22 protein-coding genes are annotated in these 23,287 nt (G+C 61.4%); 9 read left to right on the forward strand and 13 right to left on the reverse strand.

Going from position 1 to position 23,287, the window contains the following annotated elements; translation table 11 throughout:
* Positions 1-81: 81 nt before the first annotated feature.
* Entirely contained in the window at positions 82-1,875 is a 1,794-nt protein-coding gene (gene lpdA, locus GA566_RS21670) for a dihydrolipoyl dehydrogenase (protein WP_144198152.1), read from the forward strand.
* A gap of 314 nt (positions 1,876-2,189) precedes the next feature.
* Here lpdA and GA566_RS21675 read toward each other — a convergent pair whose 3' ends face one another.
* A complete protein-coding gene (locus tag GA566_RS21675) occupies positions 2,190-2,537 on the reverse strand; it encodes a hypothetical protein (RefSeq protein ID WP_144198151.1) in 348 nt (115 codons plus the stop codon).
* A gap of 559 nt (positions 2,538-3,096) precedes the next feature.
* Between GA566_RS21675 and GA566_RS21680 the strand changes: the two genes are divergently transcribed.
* A complete protein-coding gene (locus tag GA566_RS21680; RefSeq protein WP_144198150.1) occupies positions 3,097-4,875 on the forward strand; it encodes an AAA family ATPase in 1,779 nt (592 codons plus the stop codon).
* A 136-nt stretch (positions 4,876-5,011) separates the two neighbouring features.
* On the opposite strand, the gene GA566_RS21685 is transcribed toward GA566_RS21680, so the two are convergent.
* The 9 genes from GA566_RS21685 to kbl form a co-directional block, all read right to left on the reverse strand.
* The gene (locus GA566_RS21685) at positions 5,012-5,704 is read right to left on the reverse strand and encodes a helix-turn-helix transcriptional regulator (protein WP_144198149.1); all 693 of its coding nucleotides are present in this window, start codon (positions 5,702-5,704) and stop codon (positions 5,012-5,014) included.
* A gap of 220 nt (positions 5,705-5,924) precedes the next feature.
* A complete protein-coding gene (locus GA566_RS21690; RefSeq protein WP_144198148.1) occupies positions 5,925-6,131 on the reverse strand; it encodes a type II toxin-antitoxin system Phd/YefM family antitoxin in 207 nt (68 codons plus the stop codon).
* Positions 6,132-6,488: 357 nt separating this feature from the next.
* Positions 6,489-7,937, reverse strand: coding sequence for a TolC family protein (locus tag GA566_RS21695; protein WP_160473970.1), 1,449 nt, complete (start codon positions 7,935-7,937; stop codon positions 6,489-6,491).
* Positions 7,934-8,899, reverse strand: a complete 966-nt coding sequence (locus GA566_RS21700; RefSeq protein WP_202126849.1) for an HlyD family secretion protein — start codon at positions 8,897-8,899, stop codon at positions 7,934-7,936. The genes GA566_RS21695 and GA566_RS21700 overlap by 4 nt, the downstream gene beginning before the upstream one ends.
* A complete protein-coding gene (locus GA566_RS21705; RefSeq protein WP_137925440.1) occupies positions 8,896-9,105 on the reverse strand; it encodes a DUF1656 domain-containing protein in 210 nt (69 codons plus the stop codon). The genes GA566_RS21700 and GA566_RS21705 overlap by 4 nt, the downstream gene beginning before the upstream one ends.
* On the reverse strand, positions 9,105-11,081 hold the full coding sequence (locus GA566_RS21710; protein WP_160473971.1) for an FUSC family protein: 1,977 nt from the start codon (positions 11,079-11,081) through the stop codon (positions 9,105-9,107). Before GA566_RS21710 ends, GA566_RS21705 begins: the two co-directional genes overlap by 1 nt.
* The gene (locus GA566_RS21715; protein ID WP_160473972.1) at positions 11,078-11,548 is read right to left on the reverse strand and encodes a MarR family winged helix-turn-helix transcriptional regulator; all 471 of its coding nucleotides are present in this window, start codon (positions 11,546-11,548) and stop codon (positions 11,078-11,080) included. Before GA566_RS21715 ends, GA566_RS21710 begins: the two co-directional genes overlap by 4 nt.
* Before the next feature lie 121 nt (positions 11,549-11,669).
* Positions 11,670-12,641 (reverse strand): NAD-dependent epimerase/dehydratase family protein, encoded by a 972-nt coding sequence (locus GA566_RS21720; protein WP_160473973.1) that lies wholly within the window; start codon positions 12,639-12,641, stop codon positions 11,670-11,672.
* Positions 12,638-13,840, reverse strand: a complete 1,203-nt coding sequence (gene kbl, locus GA566_RS21725; protein ID WP_160473974.1) for a glycine C-acetyltransferase — start codon at positions 13,838-13,840, stop codon at positions 12,638-12,640. The genes GA566_RS21720 and kbl overlap by 4 nt, the downstream gene beginning before the upstream one ends.
* 92 nt (positions 13,841-13,932) lie before the next feature.
* Between kbl and GA566_RS21730 the strand changes: the two genes are divergently transcribed.
* Positions 13,933-14,523: a helix-turn-helix domain-containing protein gene (locus GA566_RS21730; RefSeq protein ID WP_137925384.1), complete on the forward strand. Its 591-nt coding sequence runs from the start codon at positions 13,933-13,935 to the stop codon at positions 14,521-14,523.
* 85 nt (positions 14,524-14,608) lie between these two features.
* Here GA566_RS21730 and GA566_RS21735 read toward each other — a convergent pair whose 3' ends face one another.
* Positions 14,609-15,280, reverse strand: coding sequence for a GntR family transcriptional regulator (locus tag GA566_RS21735; RefSeq protein ID WP_137925385.1), 672 nt, complete (start codon positions 15,278-15,280; stop codon positions 14,609-14,611).
* 118 nt (positions 15,281-15,398) lie between these two features.
* Between GA566_RS21735 and pruA the strand changes: the two genes are divergently transcribed.
* From pruA to GA566_RS21765, 6 genes are all read left to right on the forward strand, one after another.
* A complete protein-coding gene (gene pruA / locus GA566_RS21740; protein WP_160473975.1) occupies positions 15,399-17,024 on the forward strand; it encodes an L-glutamate gamma-semialdehyde dehydrogenase in 1,626 nt (541 codons plus the stop codon).
* Positions 17,025-17,079: 55 nt separating this feature from the next.
* On the forward strand, positions 17,080-18,288 hold the full coding sequence (locus tag GA566_RS21745; RefSeq protein WP_160473976.1) for an ABC transporter substrate-binding protein: 1,209 nt from the start codon (positions 17,080-17,082) through the stop codon (positions 18,286-18,288).
* 186 nt (positions 18,289-18,474) lie between these two features.
* Positions 18,475-19,245 (forward strand): ABC transporter ATP-binding protein, encoded by a 771-nt coding sequence (locus GA566_RS21750; protein ID WP_160473977.1) that lies wholly within the window; start codon positions 18,475-18,477, stop codon positions 19,243-19,245.
* 1 nt (position 19,246) lies between these two features.
* Positions 19,247-19,972, forward strand: coding sequence for an ABC transporter ATP-binding protein (locus tag GA566_RS21755; RefSeq protein WP_137926221.1), 726 nt, complete (start codon positions 19,247-19,249; stop codon positions 19,970-19,972).
* 23 nt (positions 19,973-19,995) lie between these two features.
* Entirely contained in the window at positions 19,996-20,883 is an 888-nt protein-coding gene (locus tag GA566_RS21760) for a branched-chain amino acid ABC transporter permease (RefSeq protein ID WP_160473978.1), read from the forward strand.
* Positions 20,883-21,926, forward strand: a complete 1,044-nt coding sequence (locus GA566_RS21765; protein ID WP_160473979.1) for a branched-chain amino acid ABC transporter permease — start codon at positions 20,883-20,885, stop codon at positions 21,924-21,926. Before GA566_RS21760 ends, GA566_RS21765 begins: the two co-directional genes overlap by 1 nt.
* On the opposite strand, the gene GA566_RS21770 is transcribed toward GA566_RS21765, so the two are convergent.
* Both GA566_RS21770 and GA566_RS21775 read right to left on the reverse strand, forming a co-directional pair.
* Entirely contained in the window at positions 21,903-22,538 is a 636-nt protein-coding gene (locus tag GA566_RS21770) for a flavin reductase family protein (RefSeq protein ID WP_160473980.1), read from the reverse strand. The two genes, GA566_RS21765 and GA566_RS21770, sit on opposite strands and share 24 nt — an antisense overlap.
* A 13-nt stretch (positions 22,539-22,551) precedes the next feature.
* The gene (locus GA566_RS21775; RefSeq protein ID WP_202126916.1) at positions 22,552-23,286 is read right to left on the reverse strand and encodes a GntR family transcriptional regulator; all 735 of its coding nucleotides are present in this window, start codon (positions 23,284-23,286) and stop codon (positions 22,552-22,554) included.
* Position 23,287 lies beyond the last annotated feature (1 nt).

Raw genomic sequence — 23,287 nt, forward strand, 5'->3', positions numbered from 1 at the left:
TCACTCGCTGGCCCAGCACCGCGACGGAATCAGGTGTCGCGAAAGAGCTGCAATCAGCAACCGTAGGTCCAACTCTAAGCCATGACAACAATCGACGTAACTGTCCCAAACAACGGCGACCTCGACCAGGGCGCAACCCTGCTTAGCTGGAGAGTCAACGTCGGCGAGGAAGTCGCCCGTGATCAGATTCTCGTCGAAGTGGAGACTGAGAAGACCGTCATCGAGATCCTTTCCCCAACCGACGGCGTTTTGCTGAGCATCGATCGGGCAGCCGGTGATCTTGTTAGGCCCAACGAAGTGCTCGGCACCATGGCGTCGGCTGCGAACTCTATCGCCGCCGCCGATTCAATTTCTGAACGTGATTTCTCCAACGTTTCGTTGTTCCCAGTGAACATCGAAGAAGCCAGCGAAGGGAGATTTGATGTAATGGTGATCGGCGCCGGCCCCGGCGGCTACATCGCGGCTATTCGTGCCGCCCAACTGGGTCTAAACGTGGCCTGCCTGGAAGGCAACGCCTATGACGATCCCAAGGGCGAAGCCCGCCTGGGCGGCACCTGCCTGAACGTGGGCTGCATCCCGTCCAAGGCGCTGCTGGCTTCGTCCGAAGAGTTCGAAAACGCCTCGCACCACCTGGCCGACCACGGCATCACCGTGGGTGACGTCAAGGTCGACGTGGCCAAGATGCTCAAGCGCAAGGACGACATCGTCGGCAAGATGACGAAGGGCATCGAGTTCCTGTTCCGCAAGAACAAGGTGACCCTGTTCAAGGGCTACGGCAAGTTCGCCGGCAAGGCAGCCGAAGGCTTCCAGGTCGAAGTGAACGGCGAAACGCTGACCGCCAAGCAGGTCATCATCGCCACGGGCTCGAAGGCCCGCCACCTGCCGGGCATCGCCGTCGACAACAAGCTGATCAGCGACAACGAAGGCGCGCTGAAGTTTGAGACGGTGCCGAAGAAGCTGGGCGTGATCGGCGCCGGCGTGATCGGCCTGGAGCTCGGTTCGGTGTGGCGCCGCCTGGGCGCCGACGTGACCGTGCTCGAAGCGCTGCCCGCATTCCTGGGCGCCGCCGACGAAGGCGTGGCCAACGAAGCCCAGAAGCTGCTGACCAAGCAGGGCCTGAAGTTCAACCTGAGCGTCAAGGTCAACGAAGTCAAGACCGGCAAGGACAACGTCACCGTTGCCTACACCGACAAGGACGGCAAGGACCAGACGCTGGAAGTCGATCGGCTGATCGTGTCAGTCGGCCGCGTGCCGAACACCGACAACCTGGGCCTGGAAGCGGTTGGCCTGGGCGTGGATCAGCGCGGCGTCATCGAAGTCGACGACCACTGCCAGACCAAGGTGCCTGGCATCTGGGCAATCGGCGACGTGGTGCGTGGCCCGATGCTGGCCCACAAGGCCGAAGCCGAGGGTACCGCCGTTGCGGAGCGTATTGCAGGGAAGAAGCGCCTCGTCGATCTGAACGCAATCCCCTCAGTAATCTATACCAGCCCCGAGATTGCGTGGGTCGGCAAGACAGAGGCAGAGCTCATCGATCAAAAGCGCGACTATACAACCGGCTCAGTGCTGTTGAAGACGAACGGCCGCGCGCAGGGCATCGGCTCTACCGATGGTTTCGTGAGTGTTTATGCCGACGCGAGGACTGGGGAGATCCTGGGTGTACACATCGTGGCACCAAATGCGTCTGATCTGATTGCAGAAGCAGCGCTCGCCATGGAACTGCAGGCCACTGCCGAAGAATTGGCGCACGCCGTCCATCCTCACCCGTCTCTGTCCGAATGCCTCAAGGAAGCGGCAACCTTGGCGCTCGATGGAGTAAAGGGTGCAAACGCCTCCACACCCATACCGATCGATGATCGCAAAATTGTGAGTTAGCGCGTCAATAGCTCACGCCGGTGCATACTGGCTATGCACCGGCGTGGCAACCGGGAACTCGCCAATCAACGTGAGTTTCTGTCAGCCAGCGGCCCTGAAGGCTCCGGAAGCACTGCAGCCCGTGCAGCGACTTCTGGATTGCCACACACGGTCGCTCCTCGTTCGTCTTGTCGCGGAATCGCACGTCACACTGTTCCTCCGTGCTGTCCGTTGGAATGGACAGTCTTGTCCACGCCGCATTGTCGCACCAGCGCGACGTCCGTCACACGGCAAGGCCCGCCCCTTCCGGAGCGGACCTTGTGTCGGCATTCAAGCTATTTGCTTTTCTTGCCACCTAAGCGCTTTAATATCTTTTCCCACCACATGAGTTTCTCGTAGGGGGGATCGTACTCATCCTTGTCTATCCAGTGACGGTGCACCTCGGTGGGCGTAATTTCGCCAGTGTTGGCATTCACATGCAGCCCAATTCTGCCGGTAGGGAACCATGACGACACTTTTGGGCAGGGAAGCCGGAAGCCACAGCGCCATAGCTGAAGGTAGATGGAAGCTTTCGTTGGCCACCAGGCAGGGAAAAACCAGCCGGCCACGTTCGAGTGAACTTGAATCCTCATCTTCCTGAGGTCCACACCATCCGCGACTAGCTTGGTTGCGATGTCCTTCAAACTGGACTCTGGCATATCACAGTGCCAGAGGAAGCCTGCCCCGCCACCGTCAACCGTTCCTGCCACGCCTGTGCAGGGACCAATGTTCTCGGTAAAAGCTCTCGCTCTTCGTCGCGAGCCAGTAATACCTTAGAGTCCCGCTGTTGTACTTTTTTGACCATTCAACTCCTTTTTATGCTTTGTTGTTCCCAACAACACGTACGGTTTCGCGGACAGCGCTGTGAGGTTGAATTACGGCTTCCGTTCGCAAAACTGAACCGTGGACAGTTAGGGGCATAAAGGGAGGTCCCGAGATTTGCCACTCGCTTTTGGAGCGAATCGACATGCTTCCCCATGCATGGTCCAGACACCTTTTACGGACATCTTTCGGTGGGTCGTCTAAAACGTTCCATAGGCATGTGCTTCCGCCCCTCGACAGGGGGGGGCGACACTCGACCAGCTAAGCTAACATAGCGCGGTCATCCGTAAATCAGAGCTTCGCCCCATTTCCACCATTGGCGGCCTGGCAATGCCAGTCGCTGAGAGCTGGTGTTCAATATAAAATAATTGCGAGTGAATTATGGCTTTATTGAGAGTCGTCTCTGTAAAATTTACTCATTACAAAGCATTTAAAAATTTTTCCATAAATCTTCAAGAATTCAATGTTTTGGCCGGACCTAACAATTCCGGGAAATCTACAATTGTCGGAGCCTTCCGGATTCTGCATGAAGGCTTACGGAAGGCTCGCGCCAAGAATCCAGAACGAGTCACTGTCGATGGCATCGCCATGCAGGGCTACAAGATTAATATTGATGGATTGCCGGTCGCATCGGAGAACATATTCCATGACTATGACGACAGTCGCACTGCGACAATAGTCTTCCGTCTATCCAATGAAAATATTTTGTATTTGCATTTTCCCGAGCGTGGTCTTTGTGTTTTGGTGGCCGAGCCAAAAAATGGCGCTATTCGAAGTCCCAGTCAATTTCGAAATGCTTACGACATTGATATTGGATTTGTCCCGATTCTCGGCCCTGTGGAGCAGCACGAACCTCGGTATCAAAAAGAAGCCGCACGAAAGGCCTTACTCGCAAGCGGGGCGTCTCGTAATTTTCGAAATATTTGGTATTACTACCCAGAAGACTTTTCCCGATTTCGTGAATTAGTGCAATCAACTTGGCCAGGGATGGACATCGAACGGCCGGAATTGAGCGATGACGGTAAATTTCTGTTAATGTTTTGCCCCGAGGAACGATTTCCTCGCGAAATCTGCTGGTCTGGCTACGGCTTCCAAGTTTGGTGCCAAATGTTGACTTTTATCGTCAAATCATCCTCGGCCAGCCTCTTGGTCATTGATGAACCGGACATCTACCTCCACTCAGATCTTCAAAGACAGTTGGTCTCCTTGTTGCGGGAACTGGGCCCAGATATTGTCTTAGCAACTCACTCTACAGAGATTATCGCAGAATGCGAACCAACTAGTCTCTTAAACATCAACAAGCGAAAGAGTTCGGCTAGCCGAGTTCGAGATGTTTCTCAATTAAAGCGGGTTTTTTCAGCCCTAGGGTCGAACCTCAACCCGACCTTAACGCAGCTTGCAAAAACTCGGCGTGCCGTTTTCGTGGAAGGATTGGATTTTCAGATTCTTGCGCCATTAGCTCGAACGCTGGGAATGCAAAAACTCGCAAACCGCAGTGATTTTGCGGTGATCCAGACAGAAGGTTTCAATCCTCGAAGGGCAATTGATCTCGCTGCTGGCATCGAGAAGACAGTCGGAGGGAAGATTCTGCGGTCGGTAATTCTCGATCGCGACTATCGGTGCGACGAAGAAATATCCGAAATCGAGAGAGAGCTTAAAGAGAACGGATTTTACGTACACATACACAAGCGCAAAGAAATCGAAAACTACTTACTCACAGTCAAACCACTTACTCTAGCCCTTCAAGCTCGCCTGCGAGAGAGGGAGCGAAGAACGGGTAAATTTGTTGGCATGCTTCCGAATATTGAAGCTCTACTTAATGCGAATATGGAAGATGTACGCCACGAGGTTTTTGCGCAACTACTTGCTCGCTATTCTGACTTCAAGAAACGTACCGCAGGCAATCTAGATTCAGCGACCGTTAACGCAAAGCTATCTAGGGAATTTGAAGCTAGGTGGTCGCAGGTCGAGGGGCGCGAAGCCATGGTGCCTGGAAAGGAGATTCTTGCCAATCTTAACCGCCAATTGCAAGAATCCTGTGGGGTGACACTGAGCGATGGAGTTATCGCCAATCAATTCTCGCGAGAGACGATTCCCGAAGATTTGCTGCATTTACTCGATTTTCTAAATCAGTTCGGTCAAATGACGGCCCCAGATTAATAAGGATTTCATTGTCGGCTACCGCTCTGCCCTGCCAGGAGCGGACGACTGTCGAAATAGTCCGAGCCGTAGCGGATCTTATACTCGTCCCAAATATTTCCAGACGCGCGAATGATGTGATCCAAGTCCTCGCGCTTCATCGCGCCCCCTCAGCCGATAGGGCTTCGGCAACATCCCCAAGAACGCCCCCCTTTTTAAGCGCTCTAACCTGAAAGATGACGCGTTGCCGCACATCGTCCGGTAGCACCGTCGGTAGCGGCGACGCCTGCCTCAGCTCCTGAGCCCGCTTGGTACGCCCAAGCGCCTTCCGCCACATGTTATGGGCAATGATGTTCTCCCATTCCCTCCACAAGCTTTCGGAGCGACTCGGTCCATTGGCCAGCCACTTAGCCAGCGTCGCCCTTACCCGATCTACAAGCTCTGGGTTGGTGCGTAGCAACCGCACCGCTTCCTCATGTAGTGCCAGGCTTTGCAGATCTTGAGCTTGATGCCGATCCGGATCAGAGCGAACGAAGACCTGAACCTGCGGGGTAGCGCGCCGAGTGTTCGCGCTGGCTGAGCCCGGCGGTGCGGGCTGAAACGTATCCGACACCAACATCGCGAGATCCCCAGCGACGCCCAGTACCGACATCACGCGCAGGTAGGTTCCGATCGATGGAGTCGGATCTCCAGCTTCGACTGAAGTGAGCGTCGTCCGCGACACCCCCACTCGTCGAGCCATCTCGATGGTCGTCAGGCCTTTCGCCTTGCGCAGGCGTTTGATTCGATCACCCAACTGCAGAAGCAATTGGCGCTCGAGAACGGGGGTTGTGCTGCGTAACGTCTCCATATGTCCAGTATCCTAGGCACATTCCAACATTTTGCCCAGTTTGCTGAACAGATGAGGCTAAAGACGTGGTCCCTCGCACGTCACACGGACTATAGAAAGCTTCGAGAGGGCGGGTTGCTTGGCAGGTTTTCTCCGGTGCAGTGATTGCCGCACTTTGCTTTTCGACTTCCGAAAAACTGGGCCCAGTTGCCGATGCCCTCGCCGGCGAGAATTACTCGCATCAACTCCCCTCGAACGAAGCCAGCACGTCGTCCGGCAACGCCGCATCGAAATCGTCCGCGATCTTGATCTCTCCCCTCAGGTCTCCAAACCGTTGCACCTTTACAGCAGCCTTAGTTGGTACCAGCGCCGCCGCCGGCTTACCCGCCTTGGCGATAACTATTTCTTCCCCACCGGCAGCGGCGTCGACGAGTCGAGAGAAGTTCATCTTCTAAAAATGAATAGTTTTCATTCCCACCCCTTATCGACTTAGTCCAGTCTAGCCAAATCGCACAGTGAGTCGATTGCGGTCGAGGTGGTCATGGTATGCCGGAGGGAGAGTGGAGAGTGTCTTGACTGCCTAGTCTTGCTCTCTGGGTCACAGAGACGGAAGCGGTTCAGGTGAGCGCTGCACCGAAAAGACGGCCAATAGGCATGAGAAGCGGACAGCACGCAGAAGACAGTCACGATTGGCCGTGATGTGTCGATTGCGCCGACAAAAAAACCGTAGAGCCTGTAACGATGCGGCTTTCCCACCGATTGCTTTACCGGATTCTCAAACTTTATTGGCAAGATTTCTCAATCTTTATTGTCCCCCTACAGCAATCGCCGGCGCATCCTGCCATCCACCACCCAGCGCAAGGAACAGGTTGATCTGATCCATTGCCACCACCGCATCGGAGGTGGCGAGCGCCGCGTCCGTGTTGGCCAGCGTGCGGTCCGCGTCCAGGCTTTGCAGGTACGGCGAGCGCCCTGCCTGCCACAGCTTGCGGTTCTGGCGCGCGGCCTCTTCTGCCTTGTCGCGGGCCGAGCGCAGCGACTGGTTACGCTCCAGTTCATGCGTGTAGGCCGACAGCGCGCTCTGCGTTTCGCGCAGCGCCTTCAGCACCACGCCATCGAAATGCGCGAGTGAGCCTTCCGCCCCGAACTCCATGTTGTGGATGCGTGCCCGCGTGCCGCTCGTGGGAATGGTCCACGAAATCGCCGGTCCCCAACCCCAGTGCGCCGTGGGCGCCTGGCCCAGGTGATCGAGAATCCCGGTGAAACCCGCCGACGCGCCGATGCGGATCTGCGGGAACAGGTCAGCGGTGGCCACACCGATCTTGGCCGTGGCCGAGGCCAGTTCGCGCTCGGCCTGGCGCACATCGGGACGACGCTTGAGCAACGCCATGCCATCACCCACCGGCAGCGGCTGCTTCAGAGCGGGCACGTGTTCGCACGCCACGCTCTGGATGTCGAGCGCCATCGGCGGCTTGCCCAGCATCACAGCCAGCCGATACGCCGCGCCTTCCTGCTCGGCACGATACTTCGGCAGCACGGCGCGCAGCGTATCGGCCTGTGCCTGCGCGCGCAGTACGTCGGTCGGCTGGCCACGGCCGGCATCGACGAGTTTCTGCGCGAGTGTCACGCCGCGTTCCTGCAGGTCGAGCTGGTGTTGCGCCACGTGCAGTTCGTGCGTGGCGGTGCAGCCCTGCATATAGGCCCGCACGGTCTCGGCCACCACGCCGACGCGGGCCTGATCCAGCGCGGCATGACTCGCCTGCGCGGCGGCCAGCGCGGCCTCGTCGGCGCGCTTGAGCTTGCCCCAGAAGTCGATCAGGTACGACACCTCGAAACCGATGTCGCCAAAATTCATCGCCGGGATTTTTTCTTCGTGCAGCAGCGGTTCGCCGGCAATCTGGCCGCGTTCGGCGCTGGCGCGGAACTTGGCTTCGGGTAGGTTCTCGGCCTCCACCTCGTGGTAGATGGCGATGGCGCGCTTGAGGTTGGCGGCCGCCACGCGCAGGTCGGTGTTGGCGACCAGCGCCTGTTGGACGAGTCCGTCGATATGCGGGTCGTCGTAGAGACGCCACCAGTCGTTGGGTACGTCGCCAATCGACACGGCGCCATTATCGGAACCGCCGAACGGGCCATTGGCTGCGGACGATTGCACGACGGCATCGTCAGGCACCTTGTGGTCGGGGCCCACGGTCATGCAGGCGGCCAGCGCCAGCGGCAACATCGCCGTCAGCGCGACACGGGCAAAACGTTTCACTGCACAGCTCCGGTTGCGGGTGCGCGCTTGCCGGCCAGCGCCACCTTGTCTTGCGATTGTGTCGCAGCCGCCGGCGCGGCCTTGGTGTCTTTCGAACCGTCATCGCGCACCGATACCGTCGCGGTACGGCCCGCCACCAGACGCACATCGTCAGGCATCTGGTCGAACTGGATACGCACCGGAATCCGCTGGGCCAGGCGCACCCAGTTGAATGTCGGATTCACGTTGGGCAGCAGGTTCGAGCCATTGCTACGGTCGCGATCCTCGATGCCAGCCGCGATACTTTGCACATGGCCGTGCAGCACACGCTTCTCGCCCATGATGCGGATCTCGACCGCGCTGCCGATATGGATGCCCTGCAGTTTGGTTTCCTCGAAGTAGCCTTCCACATGGAACGATGTGGAATCCACCATCGACAGCACCGGCTTGCCCGTCACCACGTAGTCACCCAGTCGCGGCAGGCGATCGTTGACGTAGCCTTCCACCGGGCTCGTCACCTGCGTGCGCGCCAGATTGAGCTTTGCCACGCCGATGGCGGCATCGGCCTGCGCCAGTTGGGCTTCGCCCTGCTGCACCTTGGCCAACCCTTCCTCGATGATTTCCTTGGACACCACGTCAGACAGCGTCTGGCTGCGCTTGGCCTCGCGGCGCGCCTGCGACAGGTTCGCGCGCACGGCAGCGGCGGTAGCCTCGGCCTGACGCAGCGCCAGCGCGTAGCGTTCGCGATCGATCTCGAACAGGACGTCGCCGGCCTTCACATGCTGGTTGTCCTTTACGGCGATGCGCGTGACCAGGCCGGAGACATCGGGCGAGACCTGCACCACCTCCGCGCGGATGTGCCCGTCGCGCGTCCATGGCGCCACGGTGTAGTAATCCCAAAGGTGTTTGACAACGACCGCGCCAACGGCCGTGACGGCCAGCGTCAACACGACCGGCCCGAGCGTAGAGAGTCTGAATTTCATGATTGCAGCGATGGCGCCAGCGCCACCACCCCACCGAGGATGATCGCGTACAGCGCAAGATTGAACAGTGAACGGTGCCAAACGAGCCGGTAGAAGCCCACGCGCGTCAATACCGCGCGCGCGCCACTCGTGATGAGGAAGGCCGCGAACATCCATACGAGCAAGCTCGGGATGAACACGCCATAGATACTGAATTCACCGGGCATCATGCCTTCCTGGAAACGGTTGCCGGCAGCGCCGGCGGAAACAGGGCCACCTGCATATCGACCAGCGCGGCCAGCGCCACGCGGGAACGCACCTTCTGCTGCGCGTTCGTGATGCGGGTCTGCAACGCCTGCGGCGGCGCATCGGCCGAACCGTCGAGCCGGGCCTTGTAGTACGTGGTGATACTGCGCAGCACGCGGCGCACCGCATGCTGCTCGTCGCCGGGCATCGATTCCATCTCGCGTTGCAGCGCCAGCGCGGTCAGTTCCACGCGCACTTCGCTGAAGCCATCGCTCGACACCTCGCTTTCGCTGGCAGCCAGCCGGGGCACCAGTTGCGCCAGGCGGTCCAGCATGCGGGCGCGCAACCGGGTATGCGAATCAGGATGCTGGCCCAATGCGTTCTCCGCGATATCGCTCCACCCTGCCCGCACCAGCCGGCGCGTGGCGGCGCGCGTGCCGAATGGCCGCACCACCAGCGTCCACGCCAGCGCGAAAGCAATCCCCGCAATGCCGGCAATGTTGCTGTTGAAGAACGACTGGAAGTTCGCGCTGTAGGCGCCCTGGATGCCGATGTCGTTGGCCGTCACCACGGCCAGCGGCATGCCGATCATCGCCAGGCGCGGCTGCGCCACGAGCAGGCCGATGATGAGATACGGCACGGCGAACATCAGCACCAGCATCTCGAAATCGTGCGCCACGGGCAGCACCGCGAACAACATCACCATGGAGATCAGCAGGCAGACGATGTTCCAGTTGAAGAACGAGCGGATCATCGGCGCAGGCTCGTCGAGCGCGGCAAAGAAGCAGCATGAGATCGCGCCCAGCGCCACGGCGCCCGCGCCATCGGCCCAGCCCGTATGGATCCACACCAGCCCCATGGCGAAGATCGCCAGCGCCACGGTCACCGTGGAGAACAGCAGCATGCCGTGATCGTAGTGGCGGGCACGACCCACTTCCCAGCGCAGGAATTCCGGCACCCACTCGCCCTGGATGTGTTTCTCGCCTAGGCGACGGCACAGCGTCATGCAGTCATGCCACAGCGCCACCATCTGGTGGAGGCGATCTTCGGCGGCGGTCACCAGCGCGGCATCCCAACCGGGTTCCAGCGGTGTGGACGTCAACGTGGGGCGTGTATCGCTGGCGGCGCCAGCCTGTATCCACGCCTTCACGGCCTGCATCTGCACGGCCAGCGGCGCGGGCACCCCGCCAGCGGCCTGCAGCGATTCGACGATGGTCGCCAGCGAAGACAGCACCGGCAGCAGCATCGTCATGCGGCCACGCAGTTCCCGCGCGGCGCGTACGCGGTCTGCGCTTTCGGCGTCGTAGCCAAGCTGGCTGATGAGTTGGTCGAGGGCCAGGATGTCGGCAGCCAGGCGATGACGGCTCTGGTGCAACGAGACGCGGGCGCCGGGCGCCGCGGACAGCATGTCGGTGGCCCACAGCGTGGCATCGGCCATCCACTGGCGTGTCTTGTCGCGCAGCACGTTGGCCACGCTGGCCGGCATCAGCACGGCGCCCACTACCGCAGCGCAGAGAATACCGAGGCAGATTTCCTCGGAGCGGGCGACGGCGAGATCGAAAATACCGGTGGGGTTATCGACGGAAGGCAGCGCCACCAGCGGCAGCGTGTAGGCCGCGAGCATGAACACGTAGCTGCGCGGCGTGCGGTGCATCAATGCCACATACAACAGGCAGGCCACCCAGATGGCCACGGCGGCCATCAGCAGCGGCGGCGAGTTGACCAGCGGCGGCACCATCGCGATACCTGCGGCGGCACCGATCAGCGTACCGAGCACGCGATACAGCGCCTTGGAGCGCGTGGCGCCCGTCAGCGGATGCGCCACGATATAGACAGAGCCCATCGCCCAGTACGGGCGCGGCAGACCGAGATACATCGCAATCCACAGCGCGAGCATCGCGGCGATGAAAGCCTTGAAGGAAAAGATCCAGTCCCGGGCAGACGGCCAACTCATCATGCTGCGCCGGACTCCTGCCGGTTCGACGATGCGCTGGCAGCCGCCCGCGACAACGCTTCGAGCACGCGCAGCGTGGCAGCCATGTCCTCCTCGGAAATTTCCGCGAACACCTCGCTGCGCAACTGCTTGAGTTCCACCTCGATCTGCTCGGCCATGCGGTCGCCGGCCTCGGTCAAGGACAGCACATTGGCGCGCCGGTCGCTGGGATCCACCTCGCGGCGCACCAGTTCGGCGGCGCTCAGTTGATCCACCAGCCGCACCAGCGTGGCGCCTTCGACGCCCACGTAGTCGGCCAGGGTGACCTGGCGGACACCACCGCCCAGGCGGCGGATAAAGAGCAGCGGCGCGGCGGCGGCGGCGGAGATTCCGTGCGCAGTCACAGCAGCCTGGCTGATCTGTCGCCATTGGCGGCCGGCAAGCATCAGCTGGCCGGTAAAGGCGAATCGGAGAGCATCGATCTTTGGCATGGGCGAATAATAGACATGAATTAATTAGAATGCAAATGATTTATTTGCGAATTAGTTCACATGGCAAGTACTTCACCCGCAGTGCCTGCCGATGCACTGCGCTATCTCGCCTTTGCGGCGCTTAAGCCGCAGCCACACTCAGGCGCAAGTTCTCCAGCATGTCGTCCACCATCTGCTGCAGCGAGAAATGCGGCTGCCAGCCCCAGTCACGGCGCGCGGCGCTGTCGTCGATCGAATCGGGCCAACCCTGGGCAATGGCCTGCCGATAGTCGGGCGCGTAGTTCACCTTGAAATCCGGCACGCGGCGCTGGATCGCTTCGGCGATCTCGGTGGGTGTGAAGCTCATGCCGGCCAGGTTGTAGCTGCCGCGCTCGCGCACCTGTTCGGCCGGCGCTTCCATCAGCTCCAGCGTGGCGCGGATCGCGTCGGGCATATACATCATCGGCAGGCGCTCGTCAGCTTCGAGGAAGCAGGTGTAGGGCTCGCCACGCACCGCGTGATGAAAGATATCGATTGCGTAGTCCGTCGTGCCGCCGCCGGGCGGCGTCTTGTGCGAGATCAGGCCCGGATAGCGCACGCTGCGCACATCCACGCCATGATTCTCGAAGTACCAGCGGCACCAGCCCTCGCCCGCCTGCTTGGAGATGCCATAGACCGTGGTCGGCTCCATGATGGTTTTCTGCGGCGTGTCCACGCGCGGTGTCGAGGGGCCGAACGCGGCAATCGAACTGGGCCAGAACACGCGCGAGATACCGTGATGGCGCGCGGCTTCCAGCACATTGAGCAGACCCGTCATGTTCAGGTTCCACGCCCATTGCGGTGCCTTCTCGCCGGTGGCGGACAGTGCTGCGGCCAACAGATAGATCTGCGTAATGCCATGACGCTCGATCACCGTGGTCAGTTCGCCGCGATCCGTGATGTTGAGCATTTCGTGGGCGATGTGGACGTGGCGGCCCGTGGGCACGACATCGGAAGTCACCACCTGTTCGCGCCCATGGCGCTCGGCCAGGGCGAGCGCCAGTTCGGAACCAAGCTGCCCATTGGCGCCGACGATCAGGATCTTCGGCGCGCCAGTGTTGACTGCTGCGTTCATTGCACCAGCCCCAGTTCACGACCTGCCTGTGCAAATGCATCGAGCGCAGTGCGCAGCGTGGTCTCATCGTGTCCGGCGCTCATCTGCACGCGGATACGCGCCTGGCCCTTTGCCACCACGGGATAGAAGAAGCCGACCACATAAACGCCGAGTTCAAGCAGCCGCTCGGACAGTTTCTGCGCCTTCTCTGCGTCGTAGACCATGATCGGCACGATGGGATGATCGCCCGGCTTGATGTCGAAGCCCAGCGCGGCAATGCCTTCGCGGAAGAACTTCGTATTGGCTTCGAGCCGGTCGCGCAGTTCGGTGCTGCCTTCGAGGATATCGAGCACGGCAATGCTGGCGCCGACGATGGCGGGCGCCACGGTATTCGAGAACAGATAGGGACGCGAGCGCTGGCGCAGCAGGTCGATGACTTCCTTGCGGCCCGATGTGAAACCACCCGATGCGCCACCCAGTGCCTTGCCGAGCGTGCCGGTGATGATGTCGATCTTGCCGAAGACGCCGCGTGCTTCGTGCGTGCCGCGACCGCGCGCACCCATGAAGCCGGTGGCGTGGCATTCGTCGATACCCAGTAGCGCGCCGTGCGCATCACAGATGCGCCGAATCTCGTCGAGCCGCGCTACGGTGCCATCCATCGAGAATACGCCATCGCTGAACACGAGCTTGAAGCGCGCGCCATCGGCATCGGCCTGCTTCAACTGCGCGTCAAGATCGGCGAGATCGTTGTGCTTGTAGCGGTAGCGCTTCGCCTTGGAGAGGCGGATGCCGTCGATGATCGACGCATGGTTCAGTTCGTCGCTGATCACGGCGTCATCGGGGCCGAGCAGCGTTTCGAACAGGCCACCGTTGGCGTCGAACGCCGAGCCATAGAGGATGGTGTCCTCGGTGCCGAGGAATGCGGCGAGCCGCTGTTCGAGCGACTTGTGCAAATCTTGCGTGCCGCAGATGAAACGCACCGACGACAGGCCGTAGCCATGGGTGCGCAACGCCTCGTGCACGGCTTCGATCACCTTGGGGTGCGAGGACAGCCCGAGATAATTGTTCGCACAGAGATTGATGACCTCGCGGCCATCCGCCGTGCGGATCGTTGCGCCCTGCGGCGTAGCGATGATGCGCTCACGCTTGTACAGCCCCGCTTCGCGGATGGCAGCAAGCTCCGCGCGGATCGATGCATAAAACGCCTCGGCACTCGACATGGCCAGACTCCCGGTGGTAGTGTCTCGGATCACTCGATCGATAAATCGAACGAGTTCTATATAACGAACGTGCCGTGCACTATAACGAACGAATGACGACGACGCAACCCGTTCCCGCAGAAGGGCCACCAGCCGTTGGCAGCACGCTGCAGGCCCTGCGCCAGAGCCAGCAACTGTCGCTGGACGACCTCTCGCGGCGCGCCGGTGTTTCCAAGTCTATGCTGTCGCAGATCGAACGGAATCTCGCCAATCCCACCGTGGCGGTGCTGTGGCGGCTGGCAAACGCCCTGGGGGTGAGCCTGGCCGACTTCCTGGCGCAAGGCGGCAGCGCGCCACCGGCCCCGGCGATTACCGTGGTGCAGCCGCACGCGATTCCGGCGCTCAAGAGCCCGGATACGCGCTGCGAGCTACGTATCCTGGGTCCGATCGACCTCGCGGGGCGCTTCGAGTGGTATGAGTTATCGATCCAGCCCGGCGGCGTACTGGCATCCGATCCGCACGATACGGGCACGCAGGAGCACCTGACGGTGCTCACCGGCGCCATGACAGTGCAAGCCGGGGGCGACGAGAAGAAGTTGAAGCATGGCGAAACGGCGCGCTATGGCGCGGACGTGGCGCATGCGATTGGGAATCCGGGGAAAGGTGTGGCGACGGCTTTGTTGGTGGTGGTGCATCCGACTTGAACTACTGACGTAGTTCTCCCGGATTGTTTCGCTCCCCTCTCCCGCAAGCGGGAGAGGGGAGAAAACCGAAGAGCAAGGGAAAACGTTACCCCTCCTCCTTCATCCGCTCGCTCGCCAGCAAATTCCGCTTCGTCTCGAGGATGTGTTCCTCGAGCAAAGCCGCCACCTTCACCGCATCGCGCGCCTTGCACGCTTCGAGGATGCGATAGTGGTCAGCCTGCGGGCCTTCCTTGCCGGTAGCCAGTGACATCTGTTCGTGCGTATAGCGATCGGTATTGAGGCAAAACTCCTCGATCAGTCGGCGCAGGCGCTTGTTGTTGGCCGGCGCGCAGAGTGCCAGGTGGAAGCGCCGGTTGTACTCGGCCCATTCCGCGAGCGACTCCGAACTCGAGTACGCGTCAAGAATCTCCTGCATTTGCTGGAAATCCTGCTGAACCATGTTCGGCACGCCCAGCCGCGCCGCGTGGCATTCGAGCGCCACGCGGATATCGAGCAGTTCGCAGATCTGCGACACATCCATCCCCGACACCACGGCGCCCCGGTTGCGCTGGTACGTCACCAACCCTTCCGTTTCTAGCTGGCGCAGTGCCTCGCGCACAGGAATGCGACTTGCGTTGAAGCGCTCGGCCAACGCGTCCTGCCGCAGTTGAACACCCACGGCAAGCGTGCCTTTCAGGATTTCATAGCGAAGCTGGTCACGGATGATCTGGGGTAAACCCTTGGTAGGGGCGCTGGTGCGGCCCGGTTGAATTGACATGGGAAGTGCTGGAGATCGGTGTGCGATTCGAGTGAGGTCCCTATTGTGCCTGAATATTCGCGCTGCTATATTGGATCCAATTTCAAACATTGCATATCCAATAGGTAATTTGTCGTATATGTCTGCAAACAATCTGCATCCAAAAACCACTAATGAAACCGTTCTGAGCTACGCACCCGGCAGTGCCGAGCGCAAGGCGCTGATTGCCGAACTGGACGCGCAGCAGGCACACGTCCTCGAAATCCCCGCCGTGGTCAACGGTGAGCGCATCACCAGCGCCAGCCATACCGATGTGCGCGCCCCGCACGCCCATGCGCAGATGCTGGGCCAGGTCCACAACGCCGACACCCCCACCATCAACGCCGCGATCGATTCCGCCGTGGCTGCGCAGCGCGATTGGGCCAATGCCTCCCTAGCCGATCGCTCGGCTGTCTTCCTCAAGGCCGCCGACCTGCTGGCTGGTCCGTGGCGCGCAAAGCTGAATGCCGCAACGATGCTCGGCCAGGGCAAGACTTCCTATCAGGCCGAGATCGACTCCGCCTGCGAACTGATCGACTTCCTGCGCTTCAACGTGCAGTTCGCGCACGAGATCGCCAACGGCCAGCCGATCTCGTCGCCGGGCATGCGCAACCACCTCGAATACCGTCCGCTGGAAGGCTTCGTCTACGCCGTGACGCCGTTCAACTTCACGGCTATTGGCGGCAACCTCGCCATCGCTCCGGCACTGATGGGCAACACCGTGCTCTGGAAGCCTGCGGCCACGGCCTCGCTGTCGAACTACCTGTTCATGGAATTGCTCGAAGCGGCGGGTCTGCCGAAAGGCGTTATCAACTTCGTGCCGGGCGATCCGGTGGCGGTCAGCGGCGCCGTGCTGGCGCGTCCGGAACTGGCTGGCATCCACTTCACGGGCTCGACCGCCGTGTTCGACATGCTGTGGGGCGAAGTGGGCCGCAATGTGTCGCGCTATCGCAGCTATCCGCGTCTGGTTGGCGAAACGGGCGGCAAGGATTTCGTGCTCGCGCACGCATCGGCCGATGCCGAAACGCTGGCCGTGGCCCTGCTGCGCGGCGCCTTCGAATACCAGGGCCAGAAGTGCAGCGCGGCATCGCGCGCCTACATTCCCGCGTCGCTGTGGCCAGAGGTCAAGGATCGACTGGCTGCGCTGGTCGACACCATCCGCATGGGCGACGTCACCGACTTCACAAACTTCATGGGCGCCGTGATCGATCGCCGTGCGTTCGACCGTATCGCCGGTCATCTACAACGCGCGGCCAGCGATAGCAACGTGAAGGTCATCACCGGCGGCAAGGCCGATGACAGCGTGGGCTACTTCATCGAACCGACCGTGCTCGAAGTGAGCGACCCGCGACACACGCTGATGGAAACCGAATTGTTCGGCCCGGTGCTGAGCGTCTATGTCTACGCGGACGAGCACTGGCCCGAAGTGCTGTCGCTGGTGAATTGCACCAGTCCTTACGCACTCACCGGCGCGGTGTTCGCCAGGGACCGCACAGCCGTCACACAGGCATCCGAAGCCCTGCGCTATGCCGCAGGCAACTTCTATATCAACGACAAGCCCACGGGCGCCGTGGTTGGCCAGCAGCCGTTTGGCGGCGCGCGCCGCAGCGGCACCAACGACAAGGCGGGCTCGCCGCTGAACCTCCTGCGCTGGGTTTCGCCGCGCACGGTCAAGGAGACGTTCGTGCCGCCCGCCGACTACCGCTACCCGCATATGGCCGGCTAAAGCCGGTACATCGAGAGAGACAGTTTTCAAGCCACACCACCACGGAGAAGAAGAAATGAAGCGAGCTACCCTGCTGTCCGCCCTGGCGTTCAGCCTGACCACGTTTGCCGGTGCTGCCAGCGCGGCGATTTCCGGTGACGTCGTCAAGATCGGCGTGATGACCGATCTGTCCGGCGTGTATCTGGATTACGCCGGCAAGGGTTCCGTCGAAGCCGCCAAGATGGCTATCGAGGACTTTGGCAATGGCCTGCCCGGCAAGAAGATCGAACTGGTTACCGCCGACCACCAGAACAAGGCCGACATCGGCAGCGCCAAGGCGCGCGAGTGGATCGACCGCGACGGCGTGGACACCATCGTCGACCTGCCGAATTCGTCGGTCGCGCTGGCCGTGTCGCGCATTGCATCGGAGAAGAAGCGCATCTCGCTGATCACGGGCGGCGCCAATCTGCGCCACACCAACGAGGAATGCTCGCCGTACATCGTGCATTGGGTCTATGACACCTACGCGCTGGCCAACGTGGCCGGCAAGGCGATGGTCAAGCAGGGTCTGAAGAGCTGGTACTTCATGACGGCCGACTACGCCTTCGGCGCGTCGCTGGAAACCGCGACGGCTGACGTGGTCAAGGCATCGGGCGGCACGGTGGTAGGTCAGGTCAAGCATCCGCTCAACGCCTCCGACTTCTCGTCGTTCGTGCTGCAGGCACAGGCATCGAAGGCGCAGGTCGTGGCCCTGGCCAATGGCGGCGGCGACACCATCAATGCCATCAAGGCCTCCAACGACTTCGGCCTGCCGAAGAACCAGACGCTGGTGGGTCTGCTGATGACCATCAGCGACGTGCACAGCCTGGGCCTGAAGCTGACGCAAGGCATGAAGATGACCGACGCGTGGTACTGGGACCTGAACCCGCAGACGCGCGAGTTCGGCACCCGCTTCTTCGCGCGCATGAAGCGCATGCCGAACATGGTTCACGCTGGCACCTACTCCGCTGTACTGAACTACCTGAAGGCCGTACAGGCCACGGGCAGCGATGATTCGGACACCGTCATGGCTGCGTTGAAGAAGGCCAAGATCAACGACGCCTTCGCCAAGAACGGCTATGTCCGCGCGGATGGCCGCATGGTGCACGACATGTACCTGATGGAAGTGAAGAAGCCCGCCGACTCCAAGACGCCGTGGGACTACCTGAAGCTCGTGGCTACCGTGCCGGGCGACGAGGCGTTCCAGCCAATGTCGCAATCGCGCTGCCCGTTGGTCAAGAAGTAATTCTCCCCGCTGGTGTTGTTCCCCTCTCCCGCCTTGCGGGAGAGGGGTTAGGGGAGAGGGCCGGAGGCTCTGCTTGCCGACACCGGTGGCAGGTTGCACTGCCCGCCCTCTCCCCCCGCCCCTCTCCCGTTCACGGGAGAGGGGAGAAAACCGGCAGCGATTTCACGGCAAATTTTCTCGTATCACATGACAACCAACGTACTGGAAGTCCACAACCTCACGAAGTCCTTCAAAGGCTTCACGGCGGTCGACGGTGTGGACCTGCAAGTGCGTCGCGGCTCGATCCATGCATTGATCGGGCCGAACGGCGCGGGCAAGACCACCTGCTTCAACCTGCTCACCAAGTTCCTGGAGCCCACCACGGGCACCATTCTTTTCAACGGTATCGACATCACGCGCGAGAAGCCGGCACAGATTGCGCGGCGCGGCGTGATTCGCTCGTTCCAGATTTCCGCCGTGTTCCCGCACCTGACCGTGCGCGAGAACGTGCGCATCGGGTTGCAGCGTCAACTCGGCACCGCGTTCCAGTTCTGGCGCAGTGAACGTTCGCTCAATGTGCTCGATGCACGTGCGATGGACTTGCTCGATCAGGTCGGTCTCACCGAATTCGCGGAGACCGTCACCGTCAACCTGCCTTACGGCCGCAAGCGCGCGCTGGAGATCGCCACGACGCTCGCAATGGAACCCGAGCTGATGCTGCTCGACGAGCCGACGCAGGGCATGGGCCACGAGGACGTGGATCGCGTGACGCAGCTGATCAAGAAGGTATCGGCTGGCCGCACCATCCTGATGGTGGAACACAACATGAACGTGGTCTCGTCGATTGCCGACAAGATCACGGTGCTGCAGCGTGGCGCGATCCTGGCCGAAGGTCCGTACGCCGAAGTATCGAAAGACCCGCGCGTGATGGAAGCCTACATGGGCACCGCCGACGCCGAACTGCAGGGAGCGCACTGATATGTCCACGAACGCATCCAACGTTCCCGCGCTTGAGATCAAGGACCTGCACGCCTGGTACGGCGAATCGCACATCCTGCATGGTGTGGACCTCACTGTGAATCGTGGCGAAGTGGTAACGCTGCTGGGCCGCAATGGCGCAGGCCGTACCACCACCATGCGCGCGATCATGGGCCTGACCGGCGCACGCAAGGGATCGATCAAGGTCGATGGCAAGGAAACCATCAACTTGCCCACGCACAAGATTGCGCACTACGGCATTGGCTACTGCCCCGAAGAGCGCGCGATCTTCTCGTCGCTCTCGTGCGAAGAGAACCTGCTGCTGCCGCCGGTGCTGAAAGGTTCCAGCCAGGGCATGAGCGAGGCCGAGATCTACGAGATGTTCCCGAACCTGAAGGAACGCAAGCAGAGCCAGGGCACGCGTCTTTCTGGCGGCGAGCAACAGATGCTGGCCGTCGGCCGCATCCTACGCACCGGCGCAAACCTGCTGCTGCTCGATGAAATCTCGGAAGGGCTGGCACCGGTCATCGTGCAGGCACTGGCGCGCATGATCCTGATGCTCAAGAAGAAGGGCTACACGGTGGTGATGGTGGAGCAGAACTTCCGCTTTGCTGCGCCGCTGGCCGACCGCTTCTACGTGATGGAGCACGGCACCATCGTCGAGCGCTTTGCGGCCAATGAGCTGCAGGCCAAGATGCCGGTGCTCAATGAACTGCTAGGCGTGTAGACAGGAAAGGGATAACGCATTTCATGACATTCGATATTGGAATTCCCCTGCCCGCGCTGCTCTCGCAGTTGCTGCTCGGGCTCGTCAACGGCGCGTTCTACGCGATGCTGAGTCTTGGCCTCGCCGTGATCTTCGGCCTGCTCAACGTGATCAACTTCGCGCACGGCGCACTGTTCATGCTGGGTGCCGTGCTGGCGTGGGCCGGCATGGAATACGCCGGGCTCAACTACTGGGTCATGCTCGCGCTGTCGCCGCTGCTGGCCGGTGCGCTCGGCGTGCTCATCGAGAAGACGCTGCTGCGCTGGATCTACAAGCTCGATCACATCTACGGCCTGCTGCTCACCCTCGGTATCACGCTGGTGATCGAAGGTGTGCTGCGCTCGATCTATGGCGTGTCCGGCCTGCCCTACTCGCCGCCCGAACTGCTGCAAGGCGCGACGGACCTCGGCTTCATGATGCTGCCGAACTACCGTGCCTGGGTGGTGGTGGCATCGCTGGTGGTGTGCATCGCCACCTGGTACACGATTGAAAAGACCAAGCTCGGCGCCTACCTGCGCGCCGGCACGGAGAACCCGAAGATCGTGGAAGCCTTCGGCGTCAACGTGCCGTTGATGGTCACGCTGACCTACGGTTTCGGCGTGGCGCTGGCCGCGTTTGCCGGTGTGCTCGCCGCACCGGTGATCCAGGTGTCGCCGCTGATGGGTCAGAACCTGATCATCGTCGTCTTCGCCGTGGTAGTGATTGGCGGCATGGGATCGATCATGGGTTCGATCCTCACCGGCCTGGGGCTGGGCGTGATCGAGGGCCTGACCAAGGTGTTCTATCCGGAAGCGTCGTCGACCGTGGTGTTCTTCATCATGGTGATCGTGTTGCTGCTGCGTCCCGCAGGTCTGTTCGGGAAGGAAAAATGATGCTGCAAAACCAAAATCGCCGCGGCCAGTTCGCGGTCTATGGCGTGGCACTGCTGGCCGTGCTGCTGGCGCCTGCGCTGGGCGTCTATCCGGTCTTCGTGCTCAAGGTGCTCTGCTTCGCGCTGTTCGCCTGCGCATTCAACTTGCTGATTGGCTATACCGGGCTGCTGTCGTTCGGTCATGCCGCATTCTTCGGCGGCGCGGGCTATGTGGCCGGGCACGCCATGAAGGAATGGGGCCTCACGCCCGAACTCGGTCTGCTGGCGGGCATGGCGTTTGCCGCGCTCGGCGGCTGGGCGATGGGCGCGCTGGCGATTCGTCGTCAGGGCATCTACTTCTCGATGATCACGCTTGCGCTCGCGCAGATGCTTTACTTCTTCTGCCTGCAAGCACCGTTCACGGGAGGCGAGGACGGCATTCAGGGAATCCCGCGCGGCAAGCTGCTCGGCTTCCTGCCGCTCGACAGCGACCTGACGCTGTATTACGTGGTGCTGGCCATCGTGGTGGTAGCGTTCGCGCTGATCGTGCGTACGATCCATTCGCCGTTCGGGCAGATCCTGAAGGCGATCAAGGAAAACGAGCCGCGTGCGGTGTCGCTGGGCTATGACGTGGATCGCTTCAAGCTGCTGGCATTCGTGCTCTCAGCCGCGCTGTCCGGTCTGGCCGGTTCGCTGAAAGCGCTCGTGCTGGGCTTCGAGACACTGACCGATGTGCACTGGTCGATGTCGGGTGCGGTGATCCTGATGACGCTGGTCGGCGGCCTTGGCACGCTGACCGGCCCTATCGTCGGCGCGCTGGTGGTGATCGCGCTTGAGAACAAGCTTGGCGACCTTGGCATGTTCCTCGCCAATGCGACTGGCGTGGCGTGGTTCAACACGCTGGGCGAATCGGTAACGATGGTCACGGGCATCATCTTCGTGATCTGTGTGCTGACGTTCCGGCGCGGCATCGTCGGCGAGATCATCGTCGTGGCAGACCAGTGGCGCGCACGGCGCAAGACGGCCGCGGCGCCGCTGGGCTCACATCTCGTCGATCGCGGTTGACGCGGTGACCGCGCCGGCCTCCTTCTCCAGCGAGAAGCGGTCGCGCGTGGTCACGTAGAAGCTGGCGCCGAATCGGCCTACGGGGAAGTACTCCTGCAGCCGCACGCGCCAGCGCTCCGTATCGATCAACCCATCCCGTGCATGCAGACGCAGCACGCGGCCGATGAAGATCTGGCGGCTTTCTGTCTCCAGCGTTTCCCACAGATTGCATTCGAAGGCCACCGGCGCTTCCGCGATACGCGGCGGCGCCACCTGTGTGCATGGCGCTGGCGTGAGACCCACATGCGCGAGTTCGCTTACATCGGGGGGCAAACGCTCGCCACAGCGGTGCATCTTCTCGACCATCGCTTCGTCGCTGAGGTGCACGACAAATTCTTTAGTCCGCACGATATTGGCGGCGGTGTCCTTCAACGCACCATCGTCGAGCCGGTTCACGCTGATCATGACGATAGGAGGCTCTTCGCCCAGCATGTTGAACATCGAGAACGGCGCGGCGTTGGCGGTGCCGTCGGGACCCAGCGTGGTGACGAGTGCGATGGGACGCGGCACGATCAGGCTGGCCATGAGTTTGTAGCGCTGATACTCGGTGATCGCGCTGAAATCGATTTCCATACTCTTCCTTTGTTCAGGGCTGCGGCAGCCCAAGCATCTGCGCCAGGCTCTTTTCGCCTGACATGCGCGAGGTTTCGATCCGCTGCTCCAGTTCGCGTAGATGCGCTTCCATGCGGGCCACGGCGCCTGCTGCATCGCGCGCTTCGATGCACGCCACGATGGCCGCATGCTCGTCGTGTTCGCAGGGTGCATGGCCCGGTGGCTCGTACAGCCCAACGATGAGCGAACAACGCGAGACTAGTTCGGTCAGGTAGCGTTGCAGCACCGCGTTGCGGGCCAGCGCGGCAATGCGCAGGTGGAATCCACTGGCCAGCCGCGCCCACGATGGCTGGTCGAAGCGGTGCATGGCATCGTGTTCGTCGGCAAGCTGGCGACGCAGTTCGCGCAGGTCATCCTCCGTCACGCGTTCCACCGCCAGCTCCACAAGCACACGCTCCATGGCGCGGCGCGCCTCGAAAATCTGGCTCGTTTCCTCGGGCGTGGGTTCGGCAATCACGGCACCCTTGTTGGGACGCAGTGCGACGATGCCATCGTGCGCGAGCTTCTCGAGCACGCGGCGTACCACGGCACGGCCCACGCCGAACAGGCTGCATAGCTCGGGCTCGGGCAACTTGGTGCCGGGCGTCAGACGATGATTGAGTACGCCATCGAAGATGGCCTGGTAGATGCGCGTATCGGCGTCCACAGGCTCGATGGCCTCGGGCGCTTCGGTAGCGGGGGCGGGCTTCCGTGCGGCTTTGCTGGACATG

The sequence above is a fragment of the Cupriavidus sp. SW-Y-13 genome (assembly GCF_009793345.1).
Taxonomy (GTDB): Bacteria; Pseudomonadota; Gammaproteobacteria; order Burkholderiales; family Burkholderiaceae; genus Cupriavidus.